A 22,216-nucleotide genomic window follows, 5' to 3' on the forward strand; every position below is an offset into this window, starting at 1 on the left:
TCAATGCCCTGACATCAGGTATTCGGCGATCGGGCCAAGTGCCAGAGCCGGAAGGAAAGTAAGCGCGCCGACCACGATCACCACGCAGGCAAGCAAGGTGACAAACAGCGGCGTATGCGTGGGCAAGGTGCCAGCCGACGGCGGTACGTGGCGCTTGGCGGCCAGCGAGCCGGCCATGGCCAACATCGCGATGGCCAGCGGAAAGCGTGCGAAGAACATGCACACACCCAGCAAGACGTTCCAGAACGGGGTGTTGGTCGACAGACCACCGAATGCGCTGCCGTTGTTGTTCGAGGCCGAGCTGACCGCATAGAGCACTTCGCTGAAGCCATGCGCACCGGGGTTGCTGACACCGGCGACACCCGCTGGCGCCATCACCGCAATCGCGGTACAGATCACGACCAGGGCACACGGCAGCAGCACGGCCAGGCTGGCCATCTTCATCTCGTACGCTTCGATCTTCTTACCGAGGTATTCGGGCGTACGGCCCACCATCAGGCCAGCAATGAACACCGCGACGACCGCGAATGCGAGCATGCCGTAAAGACCCGAACCGACGCCGCCGAAGATCACCTCGCCCAGCTGCATCAGCCACATCGGTACCAGGCCACCCAGTGGAGTGAGCGAATCGTGCGCATTGTTGACCGCGCCACAGGAAGCGGCCGTGGTGATCGCGGTGAACAGGCCACTGGCGGCGATACCGAAGCGCGTTTCCTTGCCTTCCATGTTGCCACCCGGCTGCAACGCGGTGGCTTGCTGATCGACAGCCAGACCATGCAGCGCCGGGTTACCAGCCTGCTCGGCGGCTACCACACCGATGGCCAGCGGCACAAAAATCAGCAGCATGGTGGCGAGAATTGCCCAGCCTTGTCGCCGGTCGCCGACCATGCTGCCAAAGGTGATGCAAAGACCGCCCGGAATCAGGAAGATCGCCAGCATCTCGATAAAGTTGGCAAGCGGCGTCGGGTTCTCGTAAGGGTGCGCGGAGTTGGCGCCGAAGAAGCCGCCGCCGTTGGTGCCCAGCTGCTTGATTGCAATCTGCGATGCGGCCGGCCCCATCGGCAAGCTCTGCGTATCGACCGGCGACTCTTTCGTCACGTCATGACCGGCCGCATCCTTGAGCACATTGCCCTGGGCATCCTTGACCTGCTCCACCTGCACGATGTGCTGGGTCAACGGCACGTCGACGTAGGCCTTGAAGTTCTGCACCACGCCCTGCGAAACCAGCAGCAATGCCATGACCAGCGAGAACGGCAGCAGGATGTACAAGACGCTGCGCGTCATGTCGACCCAGAAATTGCCGATGCTCAACGAGCTCTTGCGCGTGAAGCCGCGAATGACCGCGATCAGCACAGCGATACCGGTCGCGGCAGAGAGGAAGTTCTGCACCGCCAGGCCGAGCATCTGCGTGAGATAGCTCATCGCGTTCTCGCCGGAATACGCTTGCCAGTTGGTGTTGCTGGCGAAGCTGATGGCCGTATTCATGGCCGAATCCGGCGTGATCGCCGTGAAATGCTGTGGGTTGAGCGGCAACCACTGCTGCACGCGCTGCAACAGGTACACCACCAGCAGGCCGGCGATATTGAACAGCAGCATGGTCATCGCATAGCGACGCCAACCCATGTCGTCCTCGGCACGGATACCGGAGGCGCGATACATCAGGCGCTCCACACCCGCACCCAGTCGATTGACGCGATTGGGCGTATCGGCAAATACCAAGGCCATGTACTGCCCCACTGGCTTGACCAGCAGCAACAGCACGACTAGATAGATGGCTACCTGAAGAATATCGTTCGTGGTCATTCGAACCACTCCGGTTTGAGCAGGGCCACGCACAGGTAGCCCGTCAGCGCCACCGCAATAACGGTGGCCACGACATAAACAAAGGTCATGGGAATTCCTGGTGGCTTACGCGAGGATTCGCGTCAGGGACGTTTGCCGAGGCGGTCGCAGATCAGCAGAAAGCCGATGCTGGCTGCACTGAGCACTAAACAAAACAGCAGATAGACGATATCCATGGGATGCCGATCGAAGGAGGTAGTGCAACGACGCGCACTATAGGAATCGGCACATAAGAAAGGGGTAGCGGTTTGGGCGGGTCGCGTATAGAACGCGTAAATTTTTACATCGAGGATGTAAACGCCCCCCTCACCCCAGCCCTCTCCCCCGGCTCAGCCGGGGGAGAGGGCTGGGGTGAGGGGGAGGCTCTTGCCAGGGATCAAGCCGCCGTATGCGTCGGCACGATCATCACACCCTCATCTTTCTCAGGCGCCAGATGCTCGATCGCGTAACCGGCGGCATCCCACGCATCCAGGCCGCCAAGCAGCGGCCTCACATGACGATACCCCCGATCGATCAGCGCCTTGGCCGCGATCGCGGCGGAGGTCTCGTTCGGGCAGTTGCAGTAGATGATCAGCTCGCGGTCGGTCGGAATATCGTGCAGCGCCTGCTCCATGCTTTTCAGATCCGCCAGGACGGCTCCTGGGATGATCCGCGTGTCGACCACCCGCGCCGCCGAGGAACGCACGTCCACCACGATCGGCGACGCCCCAGAGGCAATCGCACCGGACAGCTCGTCGACCGTAATGCGCGCCATCCGCAACGAATGCAGCAGGCGCCGGCGCTGCCACCATTTGGCGGCGATATAAAGGGCGAGCAGTACGGCGATGATTTCCAGCGCGACCGTGCCGGCGCTGGCCAGCAGGTTCAGTACATGATCGATCTGCGCCGAGAAGACGTAGCCAAGGCCGATAGCGACACCCGCCCAGATCAGCGAACCGGCCACATCCAGCGCTATGAACGCCCAAGGCCGCAACCCCATGGCACCCACCAGGGGCGGCGCCACCGTCGACAGGCCCGGCACGAACTTGGCGATCAGCAACACGCGCCCGCGCCAGCGCTGAAAGCGCAGCTCGGATTGTTTTACGCAGGAATCGGGGGAGAGCGAGATGCGGCAGATAGTGCGCATGACGCCGGACCCATAACGACGCCCGGCCCAGTACCAGACCAGATCGCTAAGCAGGCAGCCGAGCACCGCAGCCGCCACGACCGTGGCCAAGGGCAGCTGGCCATTGGCGGCCAGGGCACCGGCGACCACCATGGTCGGCACGGCGGGCACGGGCAGGCCGGCCTGTTCGACCAGGACATTGAAAAACACCAGAAGGGCGCCGTACTCCGCAATCAGAGCGATAATTTGGCTGGCCATCGGCAGACGCCTCGATCGGTTTATTCCCCCCGCTTCGCCCCATCTGGGGGCGCGGCGGCCGAATTGCAAACACTGGATCAGCGCCGGTAACGGACCCTACCGGGTCGCTTTCCCGCGTACCGGCCCCAGCCCTCCGATGGCGCAAGTTTAAGCTATTGCAACGCCCACGCGCCGCAACAGCACCTACCCGATAGCCCCGGACAGAAAGTCTCAGTCGCGGACTGGCCTTGCTCTACGTCTATAATCCGGCTCATTCGTAACTGCGACTCCCACATGACCACGATACCTGCCGACGCCATCCGTACCGCCGACTTCGCCGCCGTGCGCGCGCTCGCCGCCGCCGACATGCAGCGCGTCGATACGCTGATCCGTCACCGCCTCTCGTCGGACGTGGTCCTGATCAACCAGATTGCCGACCACATCATCGCCAGCGGCGGCAAGCGCCTGCGCCCGATGTTGCACGTACTTTCCGCGGCGGCGGCAGGTTATCGCGGCGAACAGCACATCAAGCTGGCCGCTGTTATCGAATTCATCCATACCTCGACGCTGCTGCACGACGACGTGGTCGACGAGTCGGACCTGCGCCGCGGCCGCAAGACCGCCAATGCGCTCTGGGGCAACGCAGCCAGCGTACTGGTCGGCGATTTTCTCTATTCGCGCTCGTTCCAGCTGATGGTCGAGTTGGACGATATGCGCATCATGCGCATCCTCGCCGACACCACCAACACGATCGCCGAAGGCGAAGTGCTGCAGTTGCTCAACATCGGCAATGCCGACGTCGACGAGGCAGCCTACCTCGCCGTGATCGAACGCAAGACGGCCGTGCTGTTCGCGGCCGCAACGGAGCTGGGTGGCATCCTCGGCGGCCTGCCGGACCATCAGGTCACCGCGCTGCGCCGTTACGGCATGGAACTGGGCTACGCCTTCCAGATCGCCGACGATCTGCTCGACTACGTATCCGACGCCGATACCCTGGGCAAGAACATCGGTGACGATCTGGCCGAAGGCAAACCCACGCTGCCGCTGATCTATGCGCTGAAGAACGCCAGCCCGGAACAGGCGCAATCGCTGCGACATGCGATCGAACATGGTGGCCTGGATTCGCTCGATCGCATCATCGCCGCCATCCGCGACTCAGGTGCACTGGAACGCACGCACGAGCGTGCCGTCATGCATGCCGATGCCGCACGTAGCGCACTCGATCACCTGCCGCCATCGACTTACCGTGACGCACTCAGCGCCCTGGCCGACTATTCGGTGGAACGCAAATTCTGATCGGCGCCGATCGGCGCTTTTGACAGGGGAAGTCCAGTGCTAGGCAAGCTCTTCAAATCCAGGCCCGGCAAGCAGCCCGGACATGTCACCGTCAATCTCAACGACCGCGTGCAGCCGATACATCGCGGAGAGATCTACGAAGATCCGCTCGATGCGTTCTTGCGTGCAAAGAAGCTGGGTGCCGTCGATGGCGGCGGCAGCCTGCTCAGCGAGGTTGGCGAAATCCAGTATTGCGATGTCGAGGTCGAGCTGACTGATACCAACGAGGATGTGCTTGCCCTACTTGTACGGCAAGTGGAGGCACTGGGCGCACCGAAAGGCTCCAAGCTCATCCTCGGTGCGGGCAAAGAGGATATTCCGATCGGCCGGAACGAAGGCCTCGCGGTCTACCTCAACGGTACGGAATTACCCGATTCGGTTTACGCCGAGTGCGATTCCAATGTGGTCTACCGTACCTTTGCCGAGCTGCTGGGCAAAGAAGGCAGCATCCACAGCTACTGGCAGGGGCCGACCGAAACGGCGCTTTACATGTATGGCCCATCGTTCGAGCGAATGCATGCGTTGCTGAGTAATTTCATGGCGAGCTATCCGCTTTGCGACAAGGCGCGGGTTGTGCAGATCGCCTGAAACGACCGTTCGATAGCGACTTTGTTATGAGCAGGACCGAAAGCTCCCCCTCACCCCAACCCTCTCCCCCGGCAAAGCTCAGGGGAGAGGGAGCCGAATGAGGACGCCTCATTGTTTCGCACTTGCGCAATCTGACCCCCTCTCCCCTGGCTTTGCCGGGGAAGAGGGTTGGGGTGAGGGGGCACAGGAGGCGACGTGAAGCGAGCCTACCTCTCAAGGCGTACCAGCAAACGCCCCATGCAGCCAATCGCGCATCAGCCGATAGCTGCGCTGCGCCGCACGCTCGTCATATTTGCAACCCGGCGAGTTCTGACCTTTCTCGGTAAAGCAATGCACCGCATTGCCGAGCACGACGAACTGCCAATCGGCCGGGCTTGAACGCATCTCGTCCATGAACTTGTCCGCGTCGGGCATGGTGCCCTTGTCGTCGGCGCCGTTCATGACCAGCACGCGTGCCTTGATGTTCTTGGCCAGCGACGGATCGTCGGTCTGCAAGGCACCATGGAAGGACACGATGGCCGCTACATCGGCACCGCTGCGCGCGAGATCGAGCACGGTCGAGCCACCGAAGCAGAAACCGATCGCCGCCAGATGCGCCAGATCGATCGGCGCGCTCTTGGCCTGCGCCTTGAGCTGACTGAGTGCCTCATTCACACGCTTACGCATCTCGGCGCGATTGCCATAAAGTGGCTTCACCGCCGCCATCGCCTCGTTGTCGTTGGTCGGGCGAATCTTCTCGCCATACATGTCGGTAACGAGAATCACGTAGTCCTTGCCAGCGATGCCATCGGCCTTTTCCAGGGCCTGATCGTTCACGCCATACCAGTTCGGCACCATCACCAGGCCAGGGCGTTTGGCACTGACCGCATCGTCATACACCAGCACGCTGTGGAAACGCGTACCGTCCTGTGTCCATTCGACCGGCTTGTGCACCATCTTCGCCTGCGCGGCGAAGGAACAACCGGCCAGCAACAACAGACAAGCTAAACGAGCCATACGCATGGTTCTGTCCTCGGGTGGCGAAAGTTCAGTCAATAGCGAAACAGCGACAAATGGTTCAACGCCCTGCGGCGTGTGCCGCAATACGCCGCTTCAGCGGCCCCAGGCGATCGAGCAACCGTACGCCCAGACCACGCGCTGCCACGCTTGGCGGTGCCTGCCATGCGTAGACGCGAGCGAGCGCGTCGAAACCGAGCGCATCGAGCGTGTCGGCACTGCGACGGCGGCGCGCATAGCGGCGCAATACGTGTTCGGCGGCGATATCCCGGCCGGCATCGCGCGCGACGCGCAAGGTGTCGCGCAATTCGGTGACGTCGCGCAGCCCCAGGTTCACGCCCTGTCCGGCCAATGGATGCACTGCATGGGCAGCGTCGCCGAGCAGCACGAAGCGTTCGGACTGATAGCGTTCGGCGAGCTGCAATTTCAAAGGAAATGCCGCGCGCGGCGTCGTCGCCAGGATCGGCCCAAGGCGAAAATCGCTAGCCATGCCAAGCTCGTTCAAAAATGCCGCGTCATCCAGGGCCAGCACGCGCTGCGCTTCGGCTTCGGGCAGGGACCAGACGATCGAGCTGCGACCATCGGCCAGCGGCAACAGCGCCAGCGGACCGGTCGGAAGAAAACGCTGCCATGCGGTGTTCTGGTGCGCCCGTTCGGTATGCACATGGGCAACGATGGCGCGCTGGCCGTAGTCGCGGCCTCGCGTGGTGATGCCGGCCATGTCGCGCAGCGGCGAACCGGCGCCATCGGCGGCAACCAGCAAGCGTGCAGCGACCGGCTCGGCATCGACCAGTTCCAGTTGCACGCGATCCTCGCGTACCTCGAAGCCGTGCACCTTGGCCGGACACAGGCGGCGTACGCCGGCCGGCTCCAATGCCTGCCAGAGCATCCACTGCACAAGATTGTTCTCGACGATATAGCCGAGCAGTTGGCGATCTTCGTCGGCTGCGTCGAAATCGATCGCCGCGCCGTTTTCGGCATCCCATACATGCATGTGCGAGTAAGGGCCGCTGCGTGAATCGCGAATGGATGGCCATACGCCCAGTTCGTCGAGCAAGACGATGGACGAAGGGGCCAGACCGACGACACGCAGATCGACTTCGTCGCTTATTTTCCACGCTGCCGGCTCACGCGCTTCCAGCAAGGCGGTGGCAAAACCGGCACGGGCCAGACTCAAGGCCGCAGCCGCACCCACCATACCGCCGCCGACAATGGCGACATCCAGTGCCGGACCACGGCGTCGCGCGGCATCACTGCGGAAACTGCTGTTCATGGCAGACGTTCCAATACAGCGCGAGGCGGTTGACCACGAAAACCCATGCCCCGACGCGCCAGCAGATCCTGCAGTGGCGGCAGACGATCGCATGCCAGCATCGCCAGCGAGCGCAACGGACCAAGCAACGGCTGCTGCAGGCAGGCCAGACGCACCAAGCCATGACTCATGGCCATGGTGCCCTCGCGATCTTCCGCACGGCGTTCGGCGTAACGACGCAGCAAAGCGGCATCGCCCGGGTCGCCCGCTTCGGCAATCAGTTCCGAAAGCGTGAGCGCATCGCGCAAACCCAGGTTGAAGCCTTGTGCGCCGATCGGATGCACCGTCTGCGCTGCATTGCCGACCAATACGGCGCGGGCGCCGACCAGACGTTCGGCCGCAACGCGATGGATCGCGTACGGGTATCGTTTGCCCGGACGACTCAGGCGGCCCAGACGCCAGCCAAAGCGCTCTTGGGCGAGTGCGATAAAACGCTCGTCGTCCATCGACGCCACTTCATCGGCCTCCTCGGCCGGCACCGTCAACACCAGTCCGCAGCGACGTTCGGCCAACGGCAACAACGCAATCGGCCCGTTGTCGGCAAAGCGTTCGAAGGCCCGGTTTCCATGTTCGCGCTCAGGCGTGACGGTGCAAACGAACAAGGTCTGTTCGTAATCGAGCGATTCGGCGGGAATGTCCAATTGCTCGCGCACGAACGACTGTGTGCCGTCGGCACCCACCACCAGCTTCGCATGCAACTGGCGCGGACCTTCCGGCGTATCGATATGTGCCAGCCAGCCATCGGCCTGCGACTGGAGCGAACGCAACGTGGCCGGTGCCAGGCGGGTCAGGTGGCGGCATTCGTCCAGCCGCCGCAATAACGCCTGGCCGAGCTCGCGTGCCGGCAGGGTCCAGCCCAGCGCATCGACGCCCTGGCGCTCGGCGTCCATCCGCACACTGCCGAATTCACCGCTGCGGCTGACATGGATATGACGGATCGGCGTGGCGCGATCGGCCGCGTGGCGCCAGACGCCGATCGACGTCAGCCCGTTGACCGTAGCCCGGGCCAAGGCGAGGTTGCGCTCGTCATAGCTGGGCTGGGTATCGACACGCGGCGCGGCCGCTTCGACCAGGGTGACCGCACAACCGGCCGTGTCCAGGGCGATGGCGAGGCTGGCGCCGACCAGGCCGCCGCCGACAATCAGGACCGGGGCTGCAAAGGGGGGAGAGTCCGAGGCATGCATGGCGGCGATGATACGCGTTACGCACGTCACTGGGCTCCATCGCCGAGCACACGCCCGATGTGAGCTAAACTAGCCGCCTTTACGTATGACCGAAAAACCACCCGGAGCGCTCATGGCACCCAAGCAAACGCAACGCATCGGCATTTTCCTGGCGCTCGCGCTGGTCATGTCGGCCACCCGCCTGCACCATTTCGATGCCTTGCCGGACGCGTCCTGGGCCGTGTTCTTCCTGGGCGGCTACTGGCTGCGCGGCTCGACCCGCTGGGCCTTCCCGATCCTGATGGCACTGGCCGTTCTGGTCGATTTCTTCGTGATCACCCATGCCGGGATCAGCTTCTTCGACCACTACTGCGTGTCGGCCGCCTATTGGATGCTGGCGCCGGCGTATCTCAGCCTGTGGATCGGCGGCAGCTGGCTCGCCAAGCATCAGCGCGGCCTCGGCGTGCGCACCCTGGGCCTGGCCATCGCTGCCCTACTGGTCAGCGAGTTCGTCTGCTATCTGCTGACCAACGGCAGCTACTACTGGATGAGCGCCACCGTGCCGCAGCCGCGCAGCATGGCCAACTGGTTCGCCAACTTCGGCGACTGGTACCTGCTGTTCCTCAAGACGACGGCAATCTATGTGGCCGTCGGCGCCGTGCTGCACGTGGTGGTGTCCCAGCTCGCCGGCACCCTCAAGGCCGGACAGCAGCACGACGCGAAGCAGTAATCGCCGTGGGCAATCGACTTTCCAAGATCTATACGCGCACCGGCGATGACGGCAGCACCGGCCTGGGCGACGGCTCCCGCGTCGGCAAGGACTCGCTGCGCGTTGCCGCCTACGGCACCGTGGACGAGCTCAACAGCACGATCGGCATGGTGCTGGCCAGCGATGGCGTCGACGACGAGGTGCGCGAGGTACTCACCCAGGTGCAGCACGACCTGTTCGACCTCGGCGGCGAGCTGTGCATTCCCGGCATGGCGATGATCGAAGACGCCGATATCGATCGCCTGGAACAGGTGCTCGACCGCTTCAACGACCCGTTGCCCCCGCTGAAAGACTTCATCCTGCCCGGCGGCGGGATGGCGGCCTCGTGCTGCCATCTGGCTCGCACGGTGTGCCGTCGTGCCGAGCGCGAGGTGATTGCGCTGGGCCGCGAAGAAGACATCCGTCCGCAGGCGCAGCGTTATCTCAATCGCCTTTCCGACCTGCTGTTTGTGTTGTGCCGGGTGCTGGCGCGCGCCAGCGGCCATGGCGAAGTGCTGTGGCAGCACGAACGCCGTCGCAAACCCAAAGCCGGGTAATCGTGTTGCGCCTTTACACGCACCCGATCTGTTTGCAGCACGATCCGGGGCTTGGCCACGCTGAATCGCCGGCGCGGCTGCGCGCCGTACTCGATGCGCTCGACCATGATCGCTTCGCCGCACTGGATCGTATCGAGGCGCCACGCGCCACGCGTGAACAACTCGCTCGCGTACATGACGCCGGCCATATCGATCGCATTCTTGGCAGCGCGCCTGCCGAAGGCACGCTGCGGCTGGACGAAGACACCCTGATGTCGCCCGCGTCCGCCGAAGCCGCCCTGCACGCTGCCGGCGCTGCGGTGGCTGCCGTCGACGCGGTCATGAATGGCGAGGGCGAGCACGCCTTCTGTGCCGTGCGCCCACCGGGCCACCACGCCACCCGCGATCAGGCGATGGGTTTTTGCCTGTTCAACAATATTGCGGTGGCAGCCGCCCACGCTATTCACGCATACGGTCTGAAACGGGTCGCCATCGCCGACTTCGACGTTCACCATGGCAACGGCACGCAGGCCATCTTCGAGCAGGACCCCCGGGTGTTGTTCGTATCCAGCCACCAGTCTCCGCTGTACCCCGACTCCGGACGGGAAGACGAACGCGGCGTCGGCAACATCGTCAATGGACTGCTGTCGCCAGGCGATGGCTCATACGCCTTCCGCGAATTGTGGGGGAACGTGCTGCTGCCGCGCATAACAGGGTTCAAGCCGCAATTGCTGCTGATTTCGGCAGGCTTCGATGCCCATCGCGACGACCCTCTTGCCGACCTGCACCTCGGGAGCGAGGACTACGCATGGATCACCGAGCGCCTGGTCGATCTGGCTCGCCTGCATGCCAAGGGGCGCATCGTGTCGTGTCTCGAGGGCGGCTATAACCTTAGAGCACTGGCGGCAAGCGCCAGCGCTCATATTCAAAGCCTGCAGACCTGACGGCAGCGTGCTGTCAGAACCAGCTATCTGCCGACCAGACCTGAAACGCACCCCGAATGGTCACCGGAGAAGCACAGGTGCGCTGGACAAGGGACACTTCCTGACCTGGCCGCGGAGTGAGCGACGAGAGCTCCAGGCATTTTCCGGTGGCGGCGTTGACGATCGTCATCGGGCCCGGGAAGCGCGGCGTACCTGTTTGAGCCCAGGGCTTGAGGATCCAGCGTTGTGACCAGTCGCCGTTGCACTCCTCCTGGCTGATGCCTGCGCCGTTCTCGGGCGAACCATCCTGAACCTGCATGCACGCGCCGGACGCCATCGACCAAAGATGATATTGCTCACCGGTATCGAGCGGGTCGTAAGCCATCCATTGCTGACCCGCGCTTGACGCATCGCATGGCGCGACTTGTATGGTCGCGCCATTTTCCGCGCTGCCATCCTTTACCTCGATGCAAAGGCGACCGCGACTCATGGTGGCGCTGATCGCGCCCGACCGGGTGAGCCCCGGTGTTCCCGACCAGGCAAAAGAGGACGCTTGTGCAAGCGCCCCCGTCAAGCTTGAACCAAGAAGCACAGCAAAAACTAAGCGTTTGTCCATAGGTAAAACTCCTTGTTGTAACAGCCCCAAAAGGCTTGACAAGTGTAAGCGCCAGGGCCTTGGAGTTTCCCTAAAACCTATTGATTTTTAGGACGATTTTTTCTATAGCAAATCAATACAAAAGTGAAAGTGATGGGCGTCGCCCGATCTCTGGCGTTCTCAGCTTTCGGGCGTGAAATCCAACGCCACCGAATTGATGCAATACCGCATACCCGTCGGCTTCGGACCATCGGGAAATACATGCCCCAGGTGCGAATCGCACTGGGCGCAGCGGACCTCGACCCGGCGCATGCCGTGGCTTTCGTCCTGATGGAGGGTGACGGCGGCTTTGTCCATCGCCTGGTAGAAGCTCGGCCAGCCAGAGCCGGAATCGTACTTGGTATCGGACTCGAATAACTTGGCCCCGCAGGCCGCACAAACATACGTTCCTGAGGCCTTGTGCTCATACCATTTGCCGCTGAAAGGCGGCTCGGTGGCCGAGCAACGGCAGACGGCGTATTGCTCGGGGCTCAGTTCCTCACGCCACTGGGCATCGGTCTTGTTCAGTTTTGAATCGCTCATGGCTGAATCTCCCGCTAGTTGGTTCAAAGCTTCTCTGCCTTAAATGGGGGCTTTCTGCTAGCTTTACGACCCTTCACAAGCCGACAGACTGCCCATCGTGACACGACGCCCTCTGCCCCCGCGCCGCCTCCTGGCAGTAGCCGCTGCCCTCGCCTTGATCGGCGCCCCCGGTGCTGAGGCAAAGAACAGCCAGGGACAGCATCGCAAGGCGTCGATGGACGGTACCGTACCGGTCTGCCCGCTCGGGACCTTCCTGTGCCCGCCGCGCCCGGACAACTACGCGATCTGCCGGCCCAACGCGATGTTGGAGTTCTACGACCCCACGCTGACCAAGGACTCCACGCTACGCAACACGTCCAATACGCATGCGTGGGCCGAGCAGGTCGACAGTTCCGACCAGACCGTCTACCACCTGGAAGGCCGGGTCAAGATGGAGCGCGCCGACCAGCGTATGGAGTCGGATACCGCCGACTACAACGACGATACGACCGACTACGACGCCAAAGGCAATGTCCGTTACCAGGAAGCGGGCGAGCTGATCAAAGCCGACCACATGCGCGGCAACAACGATGCCAGCACCGGCACCGCGGACAACGTTACTTACCAGCTGCTGCAGTCGCGGGGTAACGGTACGGCCACGCAGGGGCATATGCTCGACGCGCAGCACAGCCACTACACCAACGCGATTTACACCACTTGCGACGTGGGTCATCACTTGTGGGAGTTCAAGGCCAAGGACATGACCTTGAACAAGGACACCGGCGTGGGCGTGGCGCGCAAGGCCACCATGCGCGTGGGCAATGTGCCGTTCCTGTACCTGCCGTATTTCACCTTCCCGATCGACAACCGGCGCAAGAGCGGCTTTCTGTATCCGACGCTCGGCAACTCCAGCCGCTCGGGTTTCATGGTCAGTACGCCGTACTACCTGAATCTGGCACCGAACTACGACGCGACGCTGGATCCGCGCATCTATAGCGACCGTGGCTTCCTGCTGGCGACCGAGTTCCGCTACCTCAATATTTTCCCGGGCACCACGGGTGTCTTGAACCTGGAATACATGCCCAATGACACGGGCAAGAACGACCTGGGCGTGGTCGATCAGACCAAGGGTGACGACCGTTATTTGATCAAGTGGATCAACAGTTCGCACATCTGGGGTCCCGTATCTCTCGGTTTGAACATCAACCGGACATCCGACCGTAACTACCTGCGTGATTTCGGCAACGACATCTACCAGGCGTCCACGGAGATCCTGACCTCGAGTGCCTACTTGAGCGCAGGCGGTTCGTGGTGGAATGCCTCGTTTGGCGGCGACATCTACCAGAACGTCGACCCGACGCTGCCCGATTCCATCGAACCTTATAAGCGCCTGCCTCGGGCGACATTGAACCTGGATATTCCGCTCAATCGCTGGTTCGATGTCGGTGCGCAAACTGAGGCGGTGGCTTTCAGCAAGAGTTCGTGGTCCAACTTCAGCGTGAATCCGGTCGATCAAAGCGTTTTGGTCGGCCCGGGAAACAATGCGCTGGATGGCAAGCGCTTCGACATCTATCCGTATATCTCGGCGGACTTCCAGGGGTCGTATTGGTTTGTACGTCCGAAAGTAGCGTATCGCTATACGACCTATCAGCTCGATGGTGATTACCGACAGTTTGGTTACACGCAACAGCTGGCCGCAGGTTACCAGTCACCATTTACCAGCCGCACGCCCAGCCGCTCGCTACCGGTCGTGAGCCTCGACAGCGGATTGATCTTCGACCGCAACACCAGCCTGTTCGGCAGCAATTACACGCAAACGCTCGAGCCGCGCCTGTATTACCTGTACGTGCCGTACCGAAATCAGAACAACCTGCCGCTGTTCGATACCTCGTTGATGTCGTTCGACTACTGGCAGTTGTTCTCACCCAATCAGTACTCCGGCGCGGATCGGCAGATGAACGCCAATAACCTGACGGCGGCACTGACCTCACGCCTGCTCGATGAAAATGGCGTAGAACGACTGTCGGTGAGCTTCGGCCAGATTCGTTACTTTACCCAGCAGCAGGTCCAGCTACCGATAGACAATGCCTGCACCAAGGCGCAGCTCGCCATAAATGGGAAATGTTCTGCGATTCCGGTCCCAACCAACTTCAACGGCTCAGACTACGTCGCACAGATCACCTCGCAATTGAGCGACGACTGGCGCGCGAACGTCTCGTACCAGTGGAATCCCAACACCCACCAGACCGATGTGGGTGCGTTCGAGCTGCAACGCCGCATCAAGACCGATGGCGTCCTCAACTTCTCGTACCGTTTCCGACGCACCCCGGGAACGACGGATGTCCTGCTGGAACAATACGACGCCTCGATTGTCTATCCCATTTCCGACCGTTGGCGCCTGGTGGGCGACTGGACGTACTCGGTACTGGACAAGAAAACCGTGCAGGCACTGGCAGGTGTGGAATACGACAGCTGCTGCGTGGCTGTTCGCCTGGTTGGGCGCCACTACGTCAACAACGTGAACATCTATAACCCCACGACCGCGAGCGCCAACACGGCCATCATGGTCGAGCTCGAATTCAAGGGCCTGGGCGCGTTCAACGGTCAGACGGAAGGCATCCTCCGCCGTGGTATCCTTGGTTATCAATAACTTCCCTTTTTGCCACCCGCATCGCCCACAGGGGCGATTTGAAGGCCCCCGACTGATGAAGCAGCCCCTCGCGTTGTTCCTGTTCGCGATTGCCACCGCGACCGTCCTGCCCGCCCACGCCCAGCTACTGCCGCAGTCGCAGGCGCCGCAGGGCAATCAGCCGCTCGACCGCATCGTGGCGGTGGTGGACGATGGCATCATCTTGCAGAGCGAGCTGAACGAAGCAATGCGCTCGGTCCAGCAGCAGTACGCCAGCGACCCCAGCCAGCTGCCGCCGCAGGACGTGCTGGCCCGCCAGGTGCTCGACCGCCTGATCCTGATGAAGCTGCAGGTGCAGCGTGCCGACGACCAGGGCATCCATGTGTCCGACGCCGATATCGACCAGGCCGTGGCCGCCGTCGCACAGCAGAACAAGATGTCACCGGAGCAGTTGCGCGCCGCCGTCGAACAGGACGGTTCGAGCTTCGTGGCGTTCCGCAAGCAGCTCGCCGACCAGTTGGTCGCCCAGCGCCTGCATGAAAGCGTGGTGCGCGACCAGGTCAGTATCAGCGACAGCGAGATCAACAACCTGCTCGCCAGCCCCACCTACAAGGCCGGCGAAGTCCACCTGTCGCACATCCAGATCAGCGTGCCCTCGGGCGGCAATGCCGCCGATATCGAAGCGGCGCAAAAGAAGGCCCAGCAGGCCGTCGATGCGATCAAGGGCGGGATGGATTTCAAGGCGGCGGCGATCCGCTTCTCCGACGCTCAGGACGCGCTGGACGGCGGCGATCTCGGCTGGCGCCGTATGGACGAAGTGCCGCCGGCTTTCGTCGATTCGATCAGCACGCTCAAGCCCGGCGACGTGACCGCAGCCCTGCGCGGCCCGACCGGCTTTCACATCCTCAAGCTGATCGACCAGCGTGCACCGAGCCGCCAGGTCATCACCGAGTATCACGCCCGCCAGATCCTGATCAAACCCAGCGAACTGATGACCCCGGAGCAGGCCCGCCAGAAGGCCGAGGATCTGTACAACCAGATCACGACCAAGAAGGGCGACTTCACCAAGCTGGCCAAGGACAACTCCAAGGACGACACCACCGCCAATGCCGGCGGCGACATGGGCTGGTTCCCGCAGCAGGCATGGGGCGGCGCAATCGCACAGCAGCTGACCACGCTGAAGGACAACCAGGTCTCGCAGCCGTTCCAGACGGAAGCGGGCTGGCACATCATTCAGCTGCTGGGAACGCGCCAGAGCGACCGTACCAACGACATCGAGCGCGATCAGGCTCGTCAGGCCATCGGCAACCGCAAGGCCGAGCAGGCCTACGACGACTACCTGCGCGAAATGCGCTCGAGCGCCTACATCAACGTGCTGGTGCCCGAACTGCGCGATCCGAACCTGCCCAATGGCGGCCAGAGCGGCACGGGCAAGTCCTGATGTTCGCATGAGCAACCGTCCGCCCCTGCCCCGGCTCGCGGTCACTGCCGGCGAACCAGCGGGGATCGGACCGGAACTGCTGATCCGGTTGGCCGCCAGTTCGCTGGCGGCCAATTTCGTTGCAGTCACCGATCGCGACCTGCTGCGACGAGCCGCGGCGCGCTGTGGCACAACGATTGAACTGATCGACGACGATGGCGCGCCAGTGGTCGAGCGGCAGCCAGGCAGCCTGCGCATCCGCCACGTGCCGCTGGGCATCGAGGAGATCCCAGGCAAGCCCGACCCGCGCAACGCCCGGCATGTCCTGGCCACCCTGGCCGAAGCCGCCGATGGCTGCATGGCCGATCGCTACGACGCCATCGTCACCGCGCCGCTGCAGAAAGCATCGATCAACGATGCCGGCATCCCCTTCAGCGGGCACACCGAATTCTTTGCCGAGCGCGCCAGCGCCGACGTGGTGATGATGCTGGCCAGTCCCGAGCTGCGCGTCGCGCTGGCGACTACCCACCTGCCGCTCGCGCGGGTTCCGGCGGCGATCACCACTGACCTGCTGCATCAAACCTTGCGCATCGTGCATCGCGAACTGCGCACCAAATTCGGTATCGCATCGCCGCGTATCGCGGTATTGGGCCTCAATCCTCACGCCGGCGAAGGCGGCCACCTCGGCCACGAGGAAATCGATACCATCATTCCCGCTCTGGATGCCTTGCGCGGCGAAGGCATGGACCTGCTTGGCCCCCTGCCTGCCGATACCGCCTTCGTCCCCGCCCAGCGCGAGCGCTACGATGCGGTGCTGGCGATGTATCACGATCAAGCCCTGCCGGTACTCAAGAGCGAAGCGTTCGACCGCACTGTGAACCTGACCCTGGGGCTGCCGTTTATCCGCACCTCGGTCGACCACGGCACCGCACTCGACCTGGCCGGCACCGGCCGCGGCGACCCGGCCAGTCTCATTGCGGCGGCCAAGATGGCGCTTAGCTTGATCAAGTCCGCGCGATAAAGCCTGCCGATATGCCGGCTTTAGCTCCTCACTCCTGACACCTGACTCCTGACGCCCCATGACTGCTCGCCCCAAGAAAAGCTTCGGCCAACACTTCCTGCACGAGAAGCGCTACATCGAGAGCATCGTCAGCGCGATATCGCCCAAGCCGGCTGATGTGGTGGTCGAGATCGGGCCAGGCGAAGGCGCCTTGACGCTGCCCTTGCTCGCCGCGGCCGGCAAGCTGACGGCGATCGAGCTCGATACCGACCTGATCCCCGACCTCAAGGTTCGTGCGGCGGCGGTGGGCCAGCTCGAAGTGATTCACGCTGACGTGCTCAAGGTCGACTTCACCTCGCTCGCGCGCGAACGGGGTGTCGACAAGCTCCGTGTGGCGGGTAATCTGCCGTATTACATCTCCAGCCCGATCCTGTTCCATTGCGTCGAGCATGCGGGCGCCATCGAAGACATGCATTTCATGCTGCAGAAAGAGGTCGTCGACCGCATGGCCGCCGAACCGGGCAGCAAAGTGTATGGACGTCTATCCGTGATGCTGCAGCTGGTCTGTCGGATCGAGCCGCTGTTCGAAGTTCCGCCCGGCGCGTTCCGGCCGCCGCCGAAGGTGGATTCGGCTGTCGTCCGCATGGTCCCCTTGCCGCCCGAGCGCCTACCTCAGGCCGATCCGGCCCGACTCTACGCGGTGGTCAAGGCCGCCTTCGCTCAACGTCGCAAGACCTTGAGCAATGCCCTCAAGCAGGTCATGGACGCCGAGGCGATCAAATCGGCCGATGTCGACCCCAAGGCGCGTGCCGAGGCGCTCTCGCCAGCGGACTTCGTACGGCTGGCCCAGGTCCCGGTTCAGTAATCCCGCCGCCTGGCGTCGATCTGCACGGAATTTCCCCGTGCATGAGGCATGCTTGCACCATGCATGGCAGCAACGCTTACAATCGCCTCATGAATGACAAATCCCCCTACACGATCGACGTGCAGGTCGCTTCCCGCTTCGTCCCCGATCAATCGAAGCCCGCTGACAATCGCTACGTGTTCGCTTACACCATCACCCTGCGCAATAACGGCGAGGTACCCGCGCGCCTCCTGACACGCCATTGGCTGATTACCGATGCCAACGGCAAGATCGAAGAAGTGCGTGGCGATGGCGTCGTCGGCGAACAGCCGTGGATGCGGCCGGGCGACGATTACGAGTACACCTCGGGCGCGGTGCTGGAGACGGCTGTGGGCACGATGCAGGGCAGCTACCAGATGCTCGCCGACGACGGCACGCATTTCGAAGCGCCGATCCCTGCCTTCACGCTATCCATTCCGCGCACGCTGCACTAGCGCCGATGGCTACCTATGCGATCGGCGACGTACAAGGCTGTTATCCCGAGCTGCAACGTCTGCTGGAAAAACTGCGTTTCGACCCGGCTTCCGACCGACTGTGGTTCTGCGGCGACCTGGTCAACCGCGGCGGGCAGTCGCTCGACACCCTGCGCCTGATTCACAGCCTGCGCGACAATGTCATTGTCACCCTGGGCAACCACGATCTCAGCCTGCTGGCGATCGGACAACGACGACCGGACGCGCAGTCCAAGGTGAACCCGGAGCTGCGCGAAGTCTTGTTTGCCGAAGATGCGCCGGTGCTGTTCGAGTGGATGCGCGGCCAGAAGCTCATGCATCACGACGAGCAGTTGGGCTGGACCATGGTGCATGCCGGCCTGGCGCCGATCTGGACGCTGCGCCAGGCATTGCGCCAGGCGCAAGACGTCGAACGCGAGCTGTCGAGCCCACGCCATCCACGTATCCTGAAAAATCTGTTCGGTAACCGTCCGGCCGCCTGGTCCAGCCGCCTGCAAGGGATCGAGCGCATGCGCGCATCGATCAATACCTTTACGCGCATGCGCTATTGCGACGTGCATGGTCGGATCGACTTCGAAAGCAAGGGCATACCCGGCACACAAAAGCCCGGCATGTACCCGTGGTTCGAAGTGCCCGGCATGCGTCGTCGTGAAACGCGCATCGTCTGCGGCCACTGGTCGACGCTCGGCCGTTTTTCCGGCCTGGGTATCTACGCCATCGATACCGGCTGCGTCTGGGGCGGCAAGCTCACCGCCATTCGCCTGGAGGCGAACGACGAGCCGGCGTATATCACGGTGGATGCGGAGCCGCATCGGAAGAAGATGCCTGGCGGGGACTGACTAGACGTGAGTATTTTAGGAGTGAGTGAAGAGGAGTGAGGAGTAAGAGAGAGCGAGAGCCTGCTTTTCTCTCACTCCTCACTCCTCTTCACTCACTCCTAAAAAAGCCGGCTTGCGCCGGCTTTTTCGTGGACTCAGCTCAGCTGCCCATGGCAGTGCTTGTACTTCTTGCCCGAACCGCAGGGGCAAGGATCGTTGCGGCCAACCTTGGGGCCGTCACGCTGCACCACTTCGTTCTCGATCGACGGCATCGGAATCTCGCCCAGCTCCGGTGCGCTCAGCGCGCCCAGCGGAGCGCCGCCACCGGTCGCCTGCATCTGCTGCTGCAAGCGCTCGGCCAGACGCTGCTGCTCGGCTTCCATCGCGGCGACCTCTTCTTCGCTACGAATGCGGATGCGCGCCAGCATCTGCACCACTTCGGCCTTGATGCGATCAAGCATGCTGGAGAACAGCTCGTACGACTCGCGCTTGAACTCCTGCTTGGGCTGCTTCTGCGCGTAACCACGCAGATAGATGCCCTGACGCAGGTAATCCATGCTTGCCAGGTGTTCCTTCCACGCGTTGTCCACCACGCTCAGCATGATGTGCTTTTCCAGCTGGCGCATGGGCTCGGAACCGATCTGCTGTTCCTTGTCCTTGAACAGCTTGTCGACGCTCTGGCGCACATGCTCAAGCAGCGTGTTGTCGTCGGCTTCCGTTTGCTGTTCGAGCCAATGACGCAAGTCGGCATGAACGCCGAATTCGCTTTCCAGCTCACGATCGAGGCCCTGGACATCCCATTGCTCGTCGATGCTGTGCAGCGGCACATAACGACGGACCAGGTTGTCGACCACGTCTTCGCGGATGTCGTTGATGGTTGCCGAGACGTCGTCGGTCTCGAGCAACTCGTCGCGCTGCGCATAGATCACCTTGCGCTGATCGTTGGCGACGTCGTCGAACTCCAGCAGGTGTTTGCGGATATCGAAGTTGTGCTGCTCGACCTTGCGCTGCGCCTTCTCGATCTGCCGGCTGATCATGCGATCTTCCAGCGCATCGTCTTCCTTCATGCCGAACATGCGCATCCAGCGGCCGACCCAATCGCCGGCAAAGATGCGCAGCAGGTTGTCCTGCAGCGACAGGTAGAAGCGCGACGAACCCGGGTCGCCCTGACGGCCGGAACGACCGCGCAGCTGGTTGTCGATACGGCGCGACTCGTGGCGCTCGGTACCGATGATGTGCAGGCCGCCCGCTTCGAGTACCTGATCGTGACGCTTCTGCCACTCGGCCTTGGCGCGCTTGCGATCGATGTCGTTAGCGTCTTCGGGCAACGCGGCCAGCGCCGCTTCAAGGCTGCCGCCGAGCACGATATCGGTACCGCGACCGGCCATGTTCGTGGCGATGGTGACCGAACCGGGCGCACCGGCCTGGGCCACGATATGCGCTTCGCGCTCGTGCTGCTTGGCATTGAGCACTTCGTGCGGAATGCCTTCCTTGCGCAGCAGGTTCGACAGCAGCTCGGACACTTCGATCGAGGTGGTACCGACCAGCACCGGCTGACCGCGCTTGTGGCAATCCCTGATGTCTTCGATCACGGCACGGTACTTGACCTCCTGGCCAAGGAAGACCATGTCCGAATTATCCTTGCGGATCATCGCCTTGTGGGTGGGAATCACCACCACTTCCAGGCCGTAGATCTGCTGGAACTCGTAGGCTTCGGTATCGGCCGTACCGGTCATGCCGGCCAGCTTCTTGTACATGCGGAACAGATTCTGGAACGTCACCGTGGCCAGGGTCTGGTTCTCGCGCTGGATCGGCACACCTTCCTTCGCCTCGACCGCCTGATGCAAACCGTCGGACCAGCGACGGCCCGGCAGCGTACGGCCGGTGAATTCGTCGACGATGATCACTTCGCCATCGCGCACGATGTAGTCGACGTCGCGCTGATAGATCGCGTTGGCGCGCAGCGCAGCGTTCAAGTGATGAACGACAGCGAGATTCTTCGAGTCGTACAAGCCGCTGTCGGCATCGATCACGCCGGTCTGACGCAACAACTCATCGGCGTGCGACATGCCCTCTTCGGACAGATGCACCTGCTTCTGTTTTTCGTCGACCCAGTAATCGCCGGCACCGTCTTCTTTTTCCTGACGGATCATCTTCGGCACGATCTTGTTCACCGACAGATACAGCTGCGGCGAATCTTCGGCCGGGCCGGAAATGATCAGCGGCGTGCGCGCCTCGTCGATCAGGATCGAGTCGACTTCGTCGACGATGGCGTAGTTGAGGCCGCGCTGATAACGCTGGTCCTTGGACAGAGCCATGTTGTCGCGCAGATAGTCGAAACCGAATTCATTGTTGGTGCCGTAGGTGATGTCGGCAGCATAGGCCTGGTGCTTGTCGCTGTGATCCATGCCCGGCCACACCACGCCCACGGACAGGCCCAGGAAGTTGTACAGCTTGCCCATCTGTGCGGAGTCGCGACGTGCGAGGTAATCGTTCACGGTAACCACGTGAACACCCTTGCTCTCCAGCGCGTTCAGATACACCGGCAGCGTACCCACCAGGGTCTTGCCCTCACCCGTACGCATTTCGGCAATGCGGCCCGAATGCAGCACCATGCCGCCGATCAGCTGCACGTCGTAGGGGCGCATGCCGAGCACGCGCTTGGCGCCCTCGCGTACCGTGGCAAACGCCTCAGGCAGGATCTTGTCCAGCGACTCGCCCGCGGCGACACGCTGCTTGAATTCATCGGTCTTGCCGCGCAGCGCTTCGTCGCTGAGCTTTTCGAACTCCGACTCAAGCGCATTGATACGCGCTACGGTCTTGGACAGCTGGCGCAGCACACGTTCGTTGCGGCTACCGAAAAGGCTCGTCAAGGCACGATTAAACATCGATCTTCCGGATCTGGAGACAGGAACGCCCGGCAGCTATGAAAGCGGCCGGGACGAAAGGATTGATGATACTAGGGTCAGGCGACGATCCCAACTTGCCGCTTTTTCCTGGAGATGGGGTGGCGGCAAAGTCGAGGGTTTTCAAGGGTTGCGGGGGTATGACG

The 22,216-nt window shown here is 62.5% G+C and carries 20 protein-coding genes; 11 read left to right on the forward strand and 9 right to left on the reverse strand.

Annotated elements, in window-relative coordinates; translation table 11 throughout:
• The 3 genes from kdpA to QMG46_RS23350 form a co-directional block, all read right to left on the reverse strand.
• A complete protein-coding gene (kdpA, locus tag QMG46_RS23340) occupies window positions 1–1,803 on the reverse strand; it encodes a potassium-transporting ATPase subunit KdpA (protein WP_281850298.1) in 1,803 nt (600 codons plus the stop codon).
• Window positions 1,800–1,892 carry a K(+)-transporting ATPase subunit F gene (gene kdpF / locus QMG46_RS23345; RefSeq protein ID WP_281850299.1) on the reverse strand — a complete coding sequence of 31 codons (93 nt, stop codon included), beginning with the start codon at window positions 1,890–1,892 and terminating at the stop codon, window positions 1,800–1,802. Before kdpF ends, kdpA begins: the two co-directional genes overlap by 4 nt.
• 326 nt (window positions 1,893–2,218) lie before the next feature.
• Window positions 2,219–3,205, reverse strand: coding sequence for a DedA family protein/thiosulfate sulfurtransferase GlpE (locus QMG46_RS23350; protein WP_281850300.1), 987 nt, complete (start codon window positions 3,203–3,205; stop codon window positions 2,219–2,221).
• Window positions 3,206–3,478: 273 nt separating this feature from the next.
• Here QMG46_RS23350 and QMG46_RS23355 point away from each other — a divergent pair, with 273 nt between their 5' ends.
• On the forward strand, window positions 3,479–4,480 hold the full coding sequence (locus QMG46_RS23355; RefSeq protein ID WP_281850301.1) for a polyprenyl synthetase family protein: 1,002 nt from the start codon (window positions 3,479–3,481) through the stop codon (window positions 4,478–4,480).
• 36 nt (window positions 4,481–4,516) lie between these two features.
• Window positions 4,517–5,107 carry a hypothetical protein gene (locus QMG46_RS23360; RefSeq protein ID WP_281850302.1) on the forward strand — a complete coding sequence of 197 codons (591 nt, stop codon included), beginning with the start codon at window positions 4,517–4,519 and terminating at the stop codon, window positions 5,105–5,107.
• A gap of 213 nt (window positions 5,108–5,320) precedes the next feature.
• Here the strand turns inward: QMG46_RS23360 and QMG46_RS23365 are convergent, their stop codons facing one another.
• From QMG46_RS23365 to ubiH, 3 genes are read right to left on the reverse strand one after another with little or no spacing between them, the layout of a single operon-like run.
• Window positions 5,321–6,109, reverse strand: a complete 789-nt coding sequence (locus QMG46_RS23365; protein ID WP_281850303.1) for a dienelactone hydrolase family protein — start codon at window positions 6,107–6,109, stop codon at window positions 5,321–5,323.
• Between the two features lie 55 nt (window positions 6,110–6,164).
• Window positions 6,165–7,376: a UbiH/UbiF/VisC/COQ6 family ubiquinone biosynthesis hydroxylase gene (locus QMG46_RS23370; RefSeq protein ID WP_281850305.1), complete on the reverse strand. Its 1,212-nt coding sequence runs from the start codon at window positions 7,374–7,376 to the stop codon at window positions 6,165–6,167.
• Complete coding sequence (ubiH, locus tag QMG46_RS23375; RefSeq protein WP_281852963.1) at window positions 7,373–8,599, reverse strand: 2-octaprenyl-6-methoxyphenyl hydroxylase; 1,227 nt, start codon at window positions 8,597–8,599, stop codon at window positions 7,373–7,375. The genes QMG46_RS23370 and ubiH overlap by 4 nt, the downstream gene beginning before the upstream one ends.
• 112 nt (window positions 8,600–8,711) lie before the next feature.
• Between ubiH and QMG46_RS23380 the strand changes: the two genes are divergently transcribed.
• From QMG46_RS23380 to QMG46_RS23390, 3 genes are read left to right on the forward strand one after another with little or no spacing between them, the layout of a single operon-like run.
• Complete coding sequence (locus QMG46_RS23380) at window positions 8,712–9,308, forward strand: hypothetical protein (RefSeq protein WP_281850306.1); 597 nt, start codon at window positions 8,712–8,714, stop codon at window positions 9,306–9,308.
• A gap of 5 nt (window positions 9,309–9,313) precedes the next feature.
• Window positions 9,314–9,883: a cob(I)yrinic acid a,c-diamide adenosyltransferase gene (locus tag QMG46_RS23385; protein WP_281850307.1), complete on the forward strand. Its 570-nt coding sequence runs from the start codon at window positions 9,314–9,316 to the stop codon at window positions 9,881–9,883.
• Between the two features lie 2 nt (window positions 9,884–9,885).
• Entirely contained in the window at window positions 9,886–10,806 is a 921-nt protein-coding gene (locus QMG46_RS23390; RefSeq protein WP_281850308.1) for a histone deacetylase family protein, read from the forward strand.
• A gap of 13 nt (window positions 10,807–10,819) precedes the next feature.
• Here the strand turns inward: QMG46_RS23390 and QMG46_RS23395 are convergent, their stop codons facing one another.
• Together QMG46_RS23395 and msrB are read right to left on the reverse strand one after the other, a co-directional pair.
• A complete protein-coding gene (locus QMG46_RS23395) occupies window positions 10,820–11,401 on the reverse strand; it encodes an RICIN domain-containing protein (protein WP_281850309.1) in 582 nt (193 codons plus the stop codon).
• 159 nt (window positions 11,402–11,560) lie between these two features.
• Window positions 11,561–11,962 carry a peptide-methionine (R)-S-oxide reductase MsrB gene (gene msrB / locus QMG46_RS23400; protein WP_281850310.1) on the reverse strand — a complete coding sequence of 134 codons (402 nt, stop codon included), beginning with the start codon at window positions 11,960–11,962 and terminating at the stop codon, window positions 11,561–11,563.
• 97 nt (window positions 11,963–12,059) lie between these two features.
• On the opposite strand from msrB, the gene lptD reads away from it, so the two are divergent.
• From lptD to QMG46_RS23430, 6 genes are all read left to right on the forward strand, one after another.
• Window positions 12,060–14,591 (forward strand): LPS-assembly protein LptD, encoded by a 2,532-nt coding sequence (gene lptD / locus QMG46_RS23405; protein WP_281850311.1) that lies wholly within the window; start codon window positions 12,060–12,062, stop codon window positions 14,589–14,591.
• Window positions 14,592–14,646: 55 nt separating this feature from the next.
• The gene (locus QMG46_RS23410) at window positions 14,647–16,011 is read left to right on the forward strand and encodes a peptidylprolyl isomerase (RefSeq protein WP_281850312.1); all 1,365 of its coding nucleotides are present in this window, start codon (window positions 14,647–14,649) and stop codon (window positions 16,009–16,011) included.
• Window positions 16,012–16,018: 7 nt separating this feature from the next.
• Window positions 16,019–17,011 (forward strand): 4-hydroxythreonine-4-phosphate dehydrogenase PdxA, encoded by a 993-nt coding sequence (pdxA, locus tag QMG46_RS23415; RefSeq protein WP_281850313.1) that lies wholly within the window; start codon window positions 16,019–16,021, stop codon window positions 17,009–17,011.
• Window positions 17,012–17,069: 58 nt separating this feature from the next.
• Window positions 17,070–17,855 carry a 16S rRNA (adenine(1518)-N(6)/adenine(1519)-N(6))-dimethyltransferase RsmA gene (rsmA, locus tag QMG46_RS23420; RefSeq protein ID WP_281850314.1) on the forward strand — a complete coding sequence of 262 codons (786 nt, stop codon included), beginning with the start codon at window positions 17,070–17,072 and terminating at the stop codon, window positions 17,853–17,855.
• A gap of 89 nt (window positions 17,856–17,944) precedes the next feature.
• Window positions 17,945–18,328: a Co2+/Mg2+ efflux facilitator ApaG/CorD gene (gene apaG / locus QMG46_RS23425; protein WP_281850315.1), complete on the forward strand. Its 384-nt coding sequence runs from the start codon at window positions 17,945–17,947 to the stop codon at window positions 18,326–18,328.
• A gap of 5 nt (window positions 18,329–18,333) precedes the next feature.
• Complete coding sequence (locus tag QMG46_RS23430; RefSeq protein ID WP_281850316.1) at window positions 18,334–19,185, forward strand: symmetrical bis(5'-nucleosyl)-tetraphosphatase; 852 nt, start codon at window positions 18,334–18,336, stop codon at window positions 19,183–19,185.
• Between the two features lie 134 nt (window positions 19,186–19,319).
• Here the strand turns inward: QMG46_RS23430 and secA are convergent, their stop codons facing one another.
• The gene (gene secA / locus QMG46_RS23435; protein WP_281850317.1) at window positions 19,320–22,052 is read right to left on the reverse strand and encodes a preprotein translocase subunit SecA; all 2,733 of its coding nucleotides are present in this window, start codon (window positions 22,050–22,052) and stop codon (window positions 19,320–19,322) included.
• Window positions 22,053–22,216: the final 164 nt, after the last annotated feature.

It is taken from the genome of Dyella sp. GSA-30 (assembly GCF_027924605.1).
Classification (GTDB): Bacteria; Pseudomonadota; Gammaproteobacteria; order Xanthomonadales; family Rhodanobacteraceae; genus GSA-30.

Excerpts from the sequence above, each read along its gene's own strand:
- apaG (WP_281850315.1), top strand. The coding sequence starts at position 17,945 with ATGAATGACAAATCCCCCTACACGATCGACGTGCAGGTCGCTTCCCGC.
- msrB (WP_281850310.1), bottom strand. The coding sequence starts at position 11,962 with ATGAGCGATTCAAAACTGAACAAGACCGATGCCCAGTGGCGTGAGGAA.
- QMG46_RS23410 (WP_281850312.1), top strand. The coding sequence starts at position 14,647 with ATGAAGCAGCCCCTCGCGTTGTTCCTGTTCGCGATTGCCACCGCGACC.
- kdpF (WP_281850299.1), bottom strand. The coding sequence starts at position 1,892 with ATGACCTTTGTTTATGTCGTGGCCACCGTTATTGCGGTGGCGCTGACG.
- ubiH (WP_281852963.1), bottom strand. The coding sequence starts at position 8,599 with ATGCATGCCTCGGACTCTCCCCCCTTTGCAGCCCCGGTCCTGATTGTC.
- QMG46_RS23395 (WP_281850309.1), bottom strand. The coding sequence starts at position 11,401 with ATGGACAAACGCTTAGTTTTTGCTGTGCTTCTTGGTTCAAGCTTGACG.
- QMG46_RS23365 (WP_281850303.1), bottom strand. The coding sequence starts at position 6,109 with ATGCGTATGGCTCGTTTAGCTTGTCTGTTGTTGCTGGCCGGTTGTTCC.
- kdpA (WP_281850298.1), bottom strand. The coding sequence starts at position 1,803 with ATGACCACGAACGATATTCTTCAGGTAGCCATCTATCTAGTCGTGCTG.
- QMG46_RS23380 (WP_281850306.1), top strand. The coding sequence starts at position 8,712 with ATGGCACCCAAGCAAACGCAACGCATCGGCATTTTCCTGGCGCTCGCG.
- pdxA (WP_281850313.1), top strand. The coding sequence starts at position 16,019 with ATGAGCAACCGTCCGCCCCTGCCCCGGCTCGCGGTCACTGCCGGCGAA.
- QMG46_RS23370 (WP_281850305.1), bottom strand. The coding sequence starts at position 7,376 with ATGAACAGCAGTTTCCGCAGTGATGCCGCGCGACGCCGTGGTCCGGCA.
- QMG46_RS23430 (WP_281850316.1), top strand. The coding sequence starts at position 18,334 with ATGGCTACCTATGCGATCGGCGACGTACAAGGCTGTTATCCCGAGCTG.
- rsmA (WP_281850314.1), top strand. The coding sequence starts at position 17,070 with ATGACTGCTCGCCCCAAGAAAAGCTTCGGCCAACACTTCCTGCACGAG.
- QMG46_RS23355 (WP_281850301.1), top strand. The coding sequence starts at position 3,479 with ATGACCACGATACCTGCCGACGCCATCCGTACCGCCGACTTCGCCGCC.
- QMG46_RS23350 (WP_281850300.1), bottom strand. The coding sequence starts at position 3,205 with ATGGCCAGCCAAATTATCGCTCTGATTGCGGAGTACGGCGCCCTTCTG.
- secA (WP_281850317.1), bottom strand. The coding sequence starts at position 22,052 with ATGTTTAATCGTGCCTTGACGAGCCTTTTCGGTAGCCGCAACGAACGT.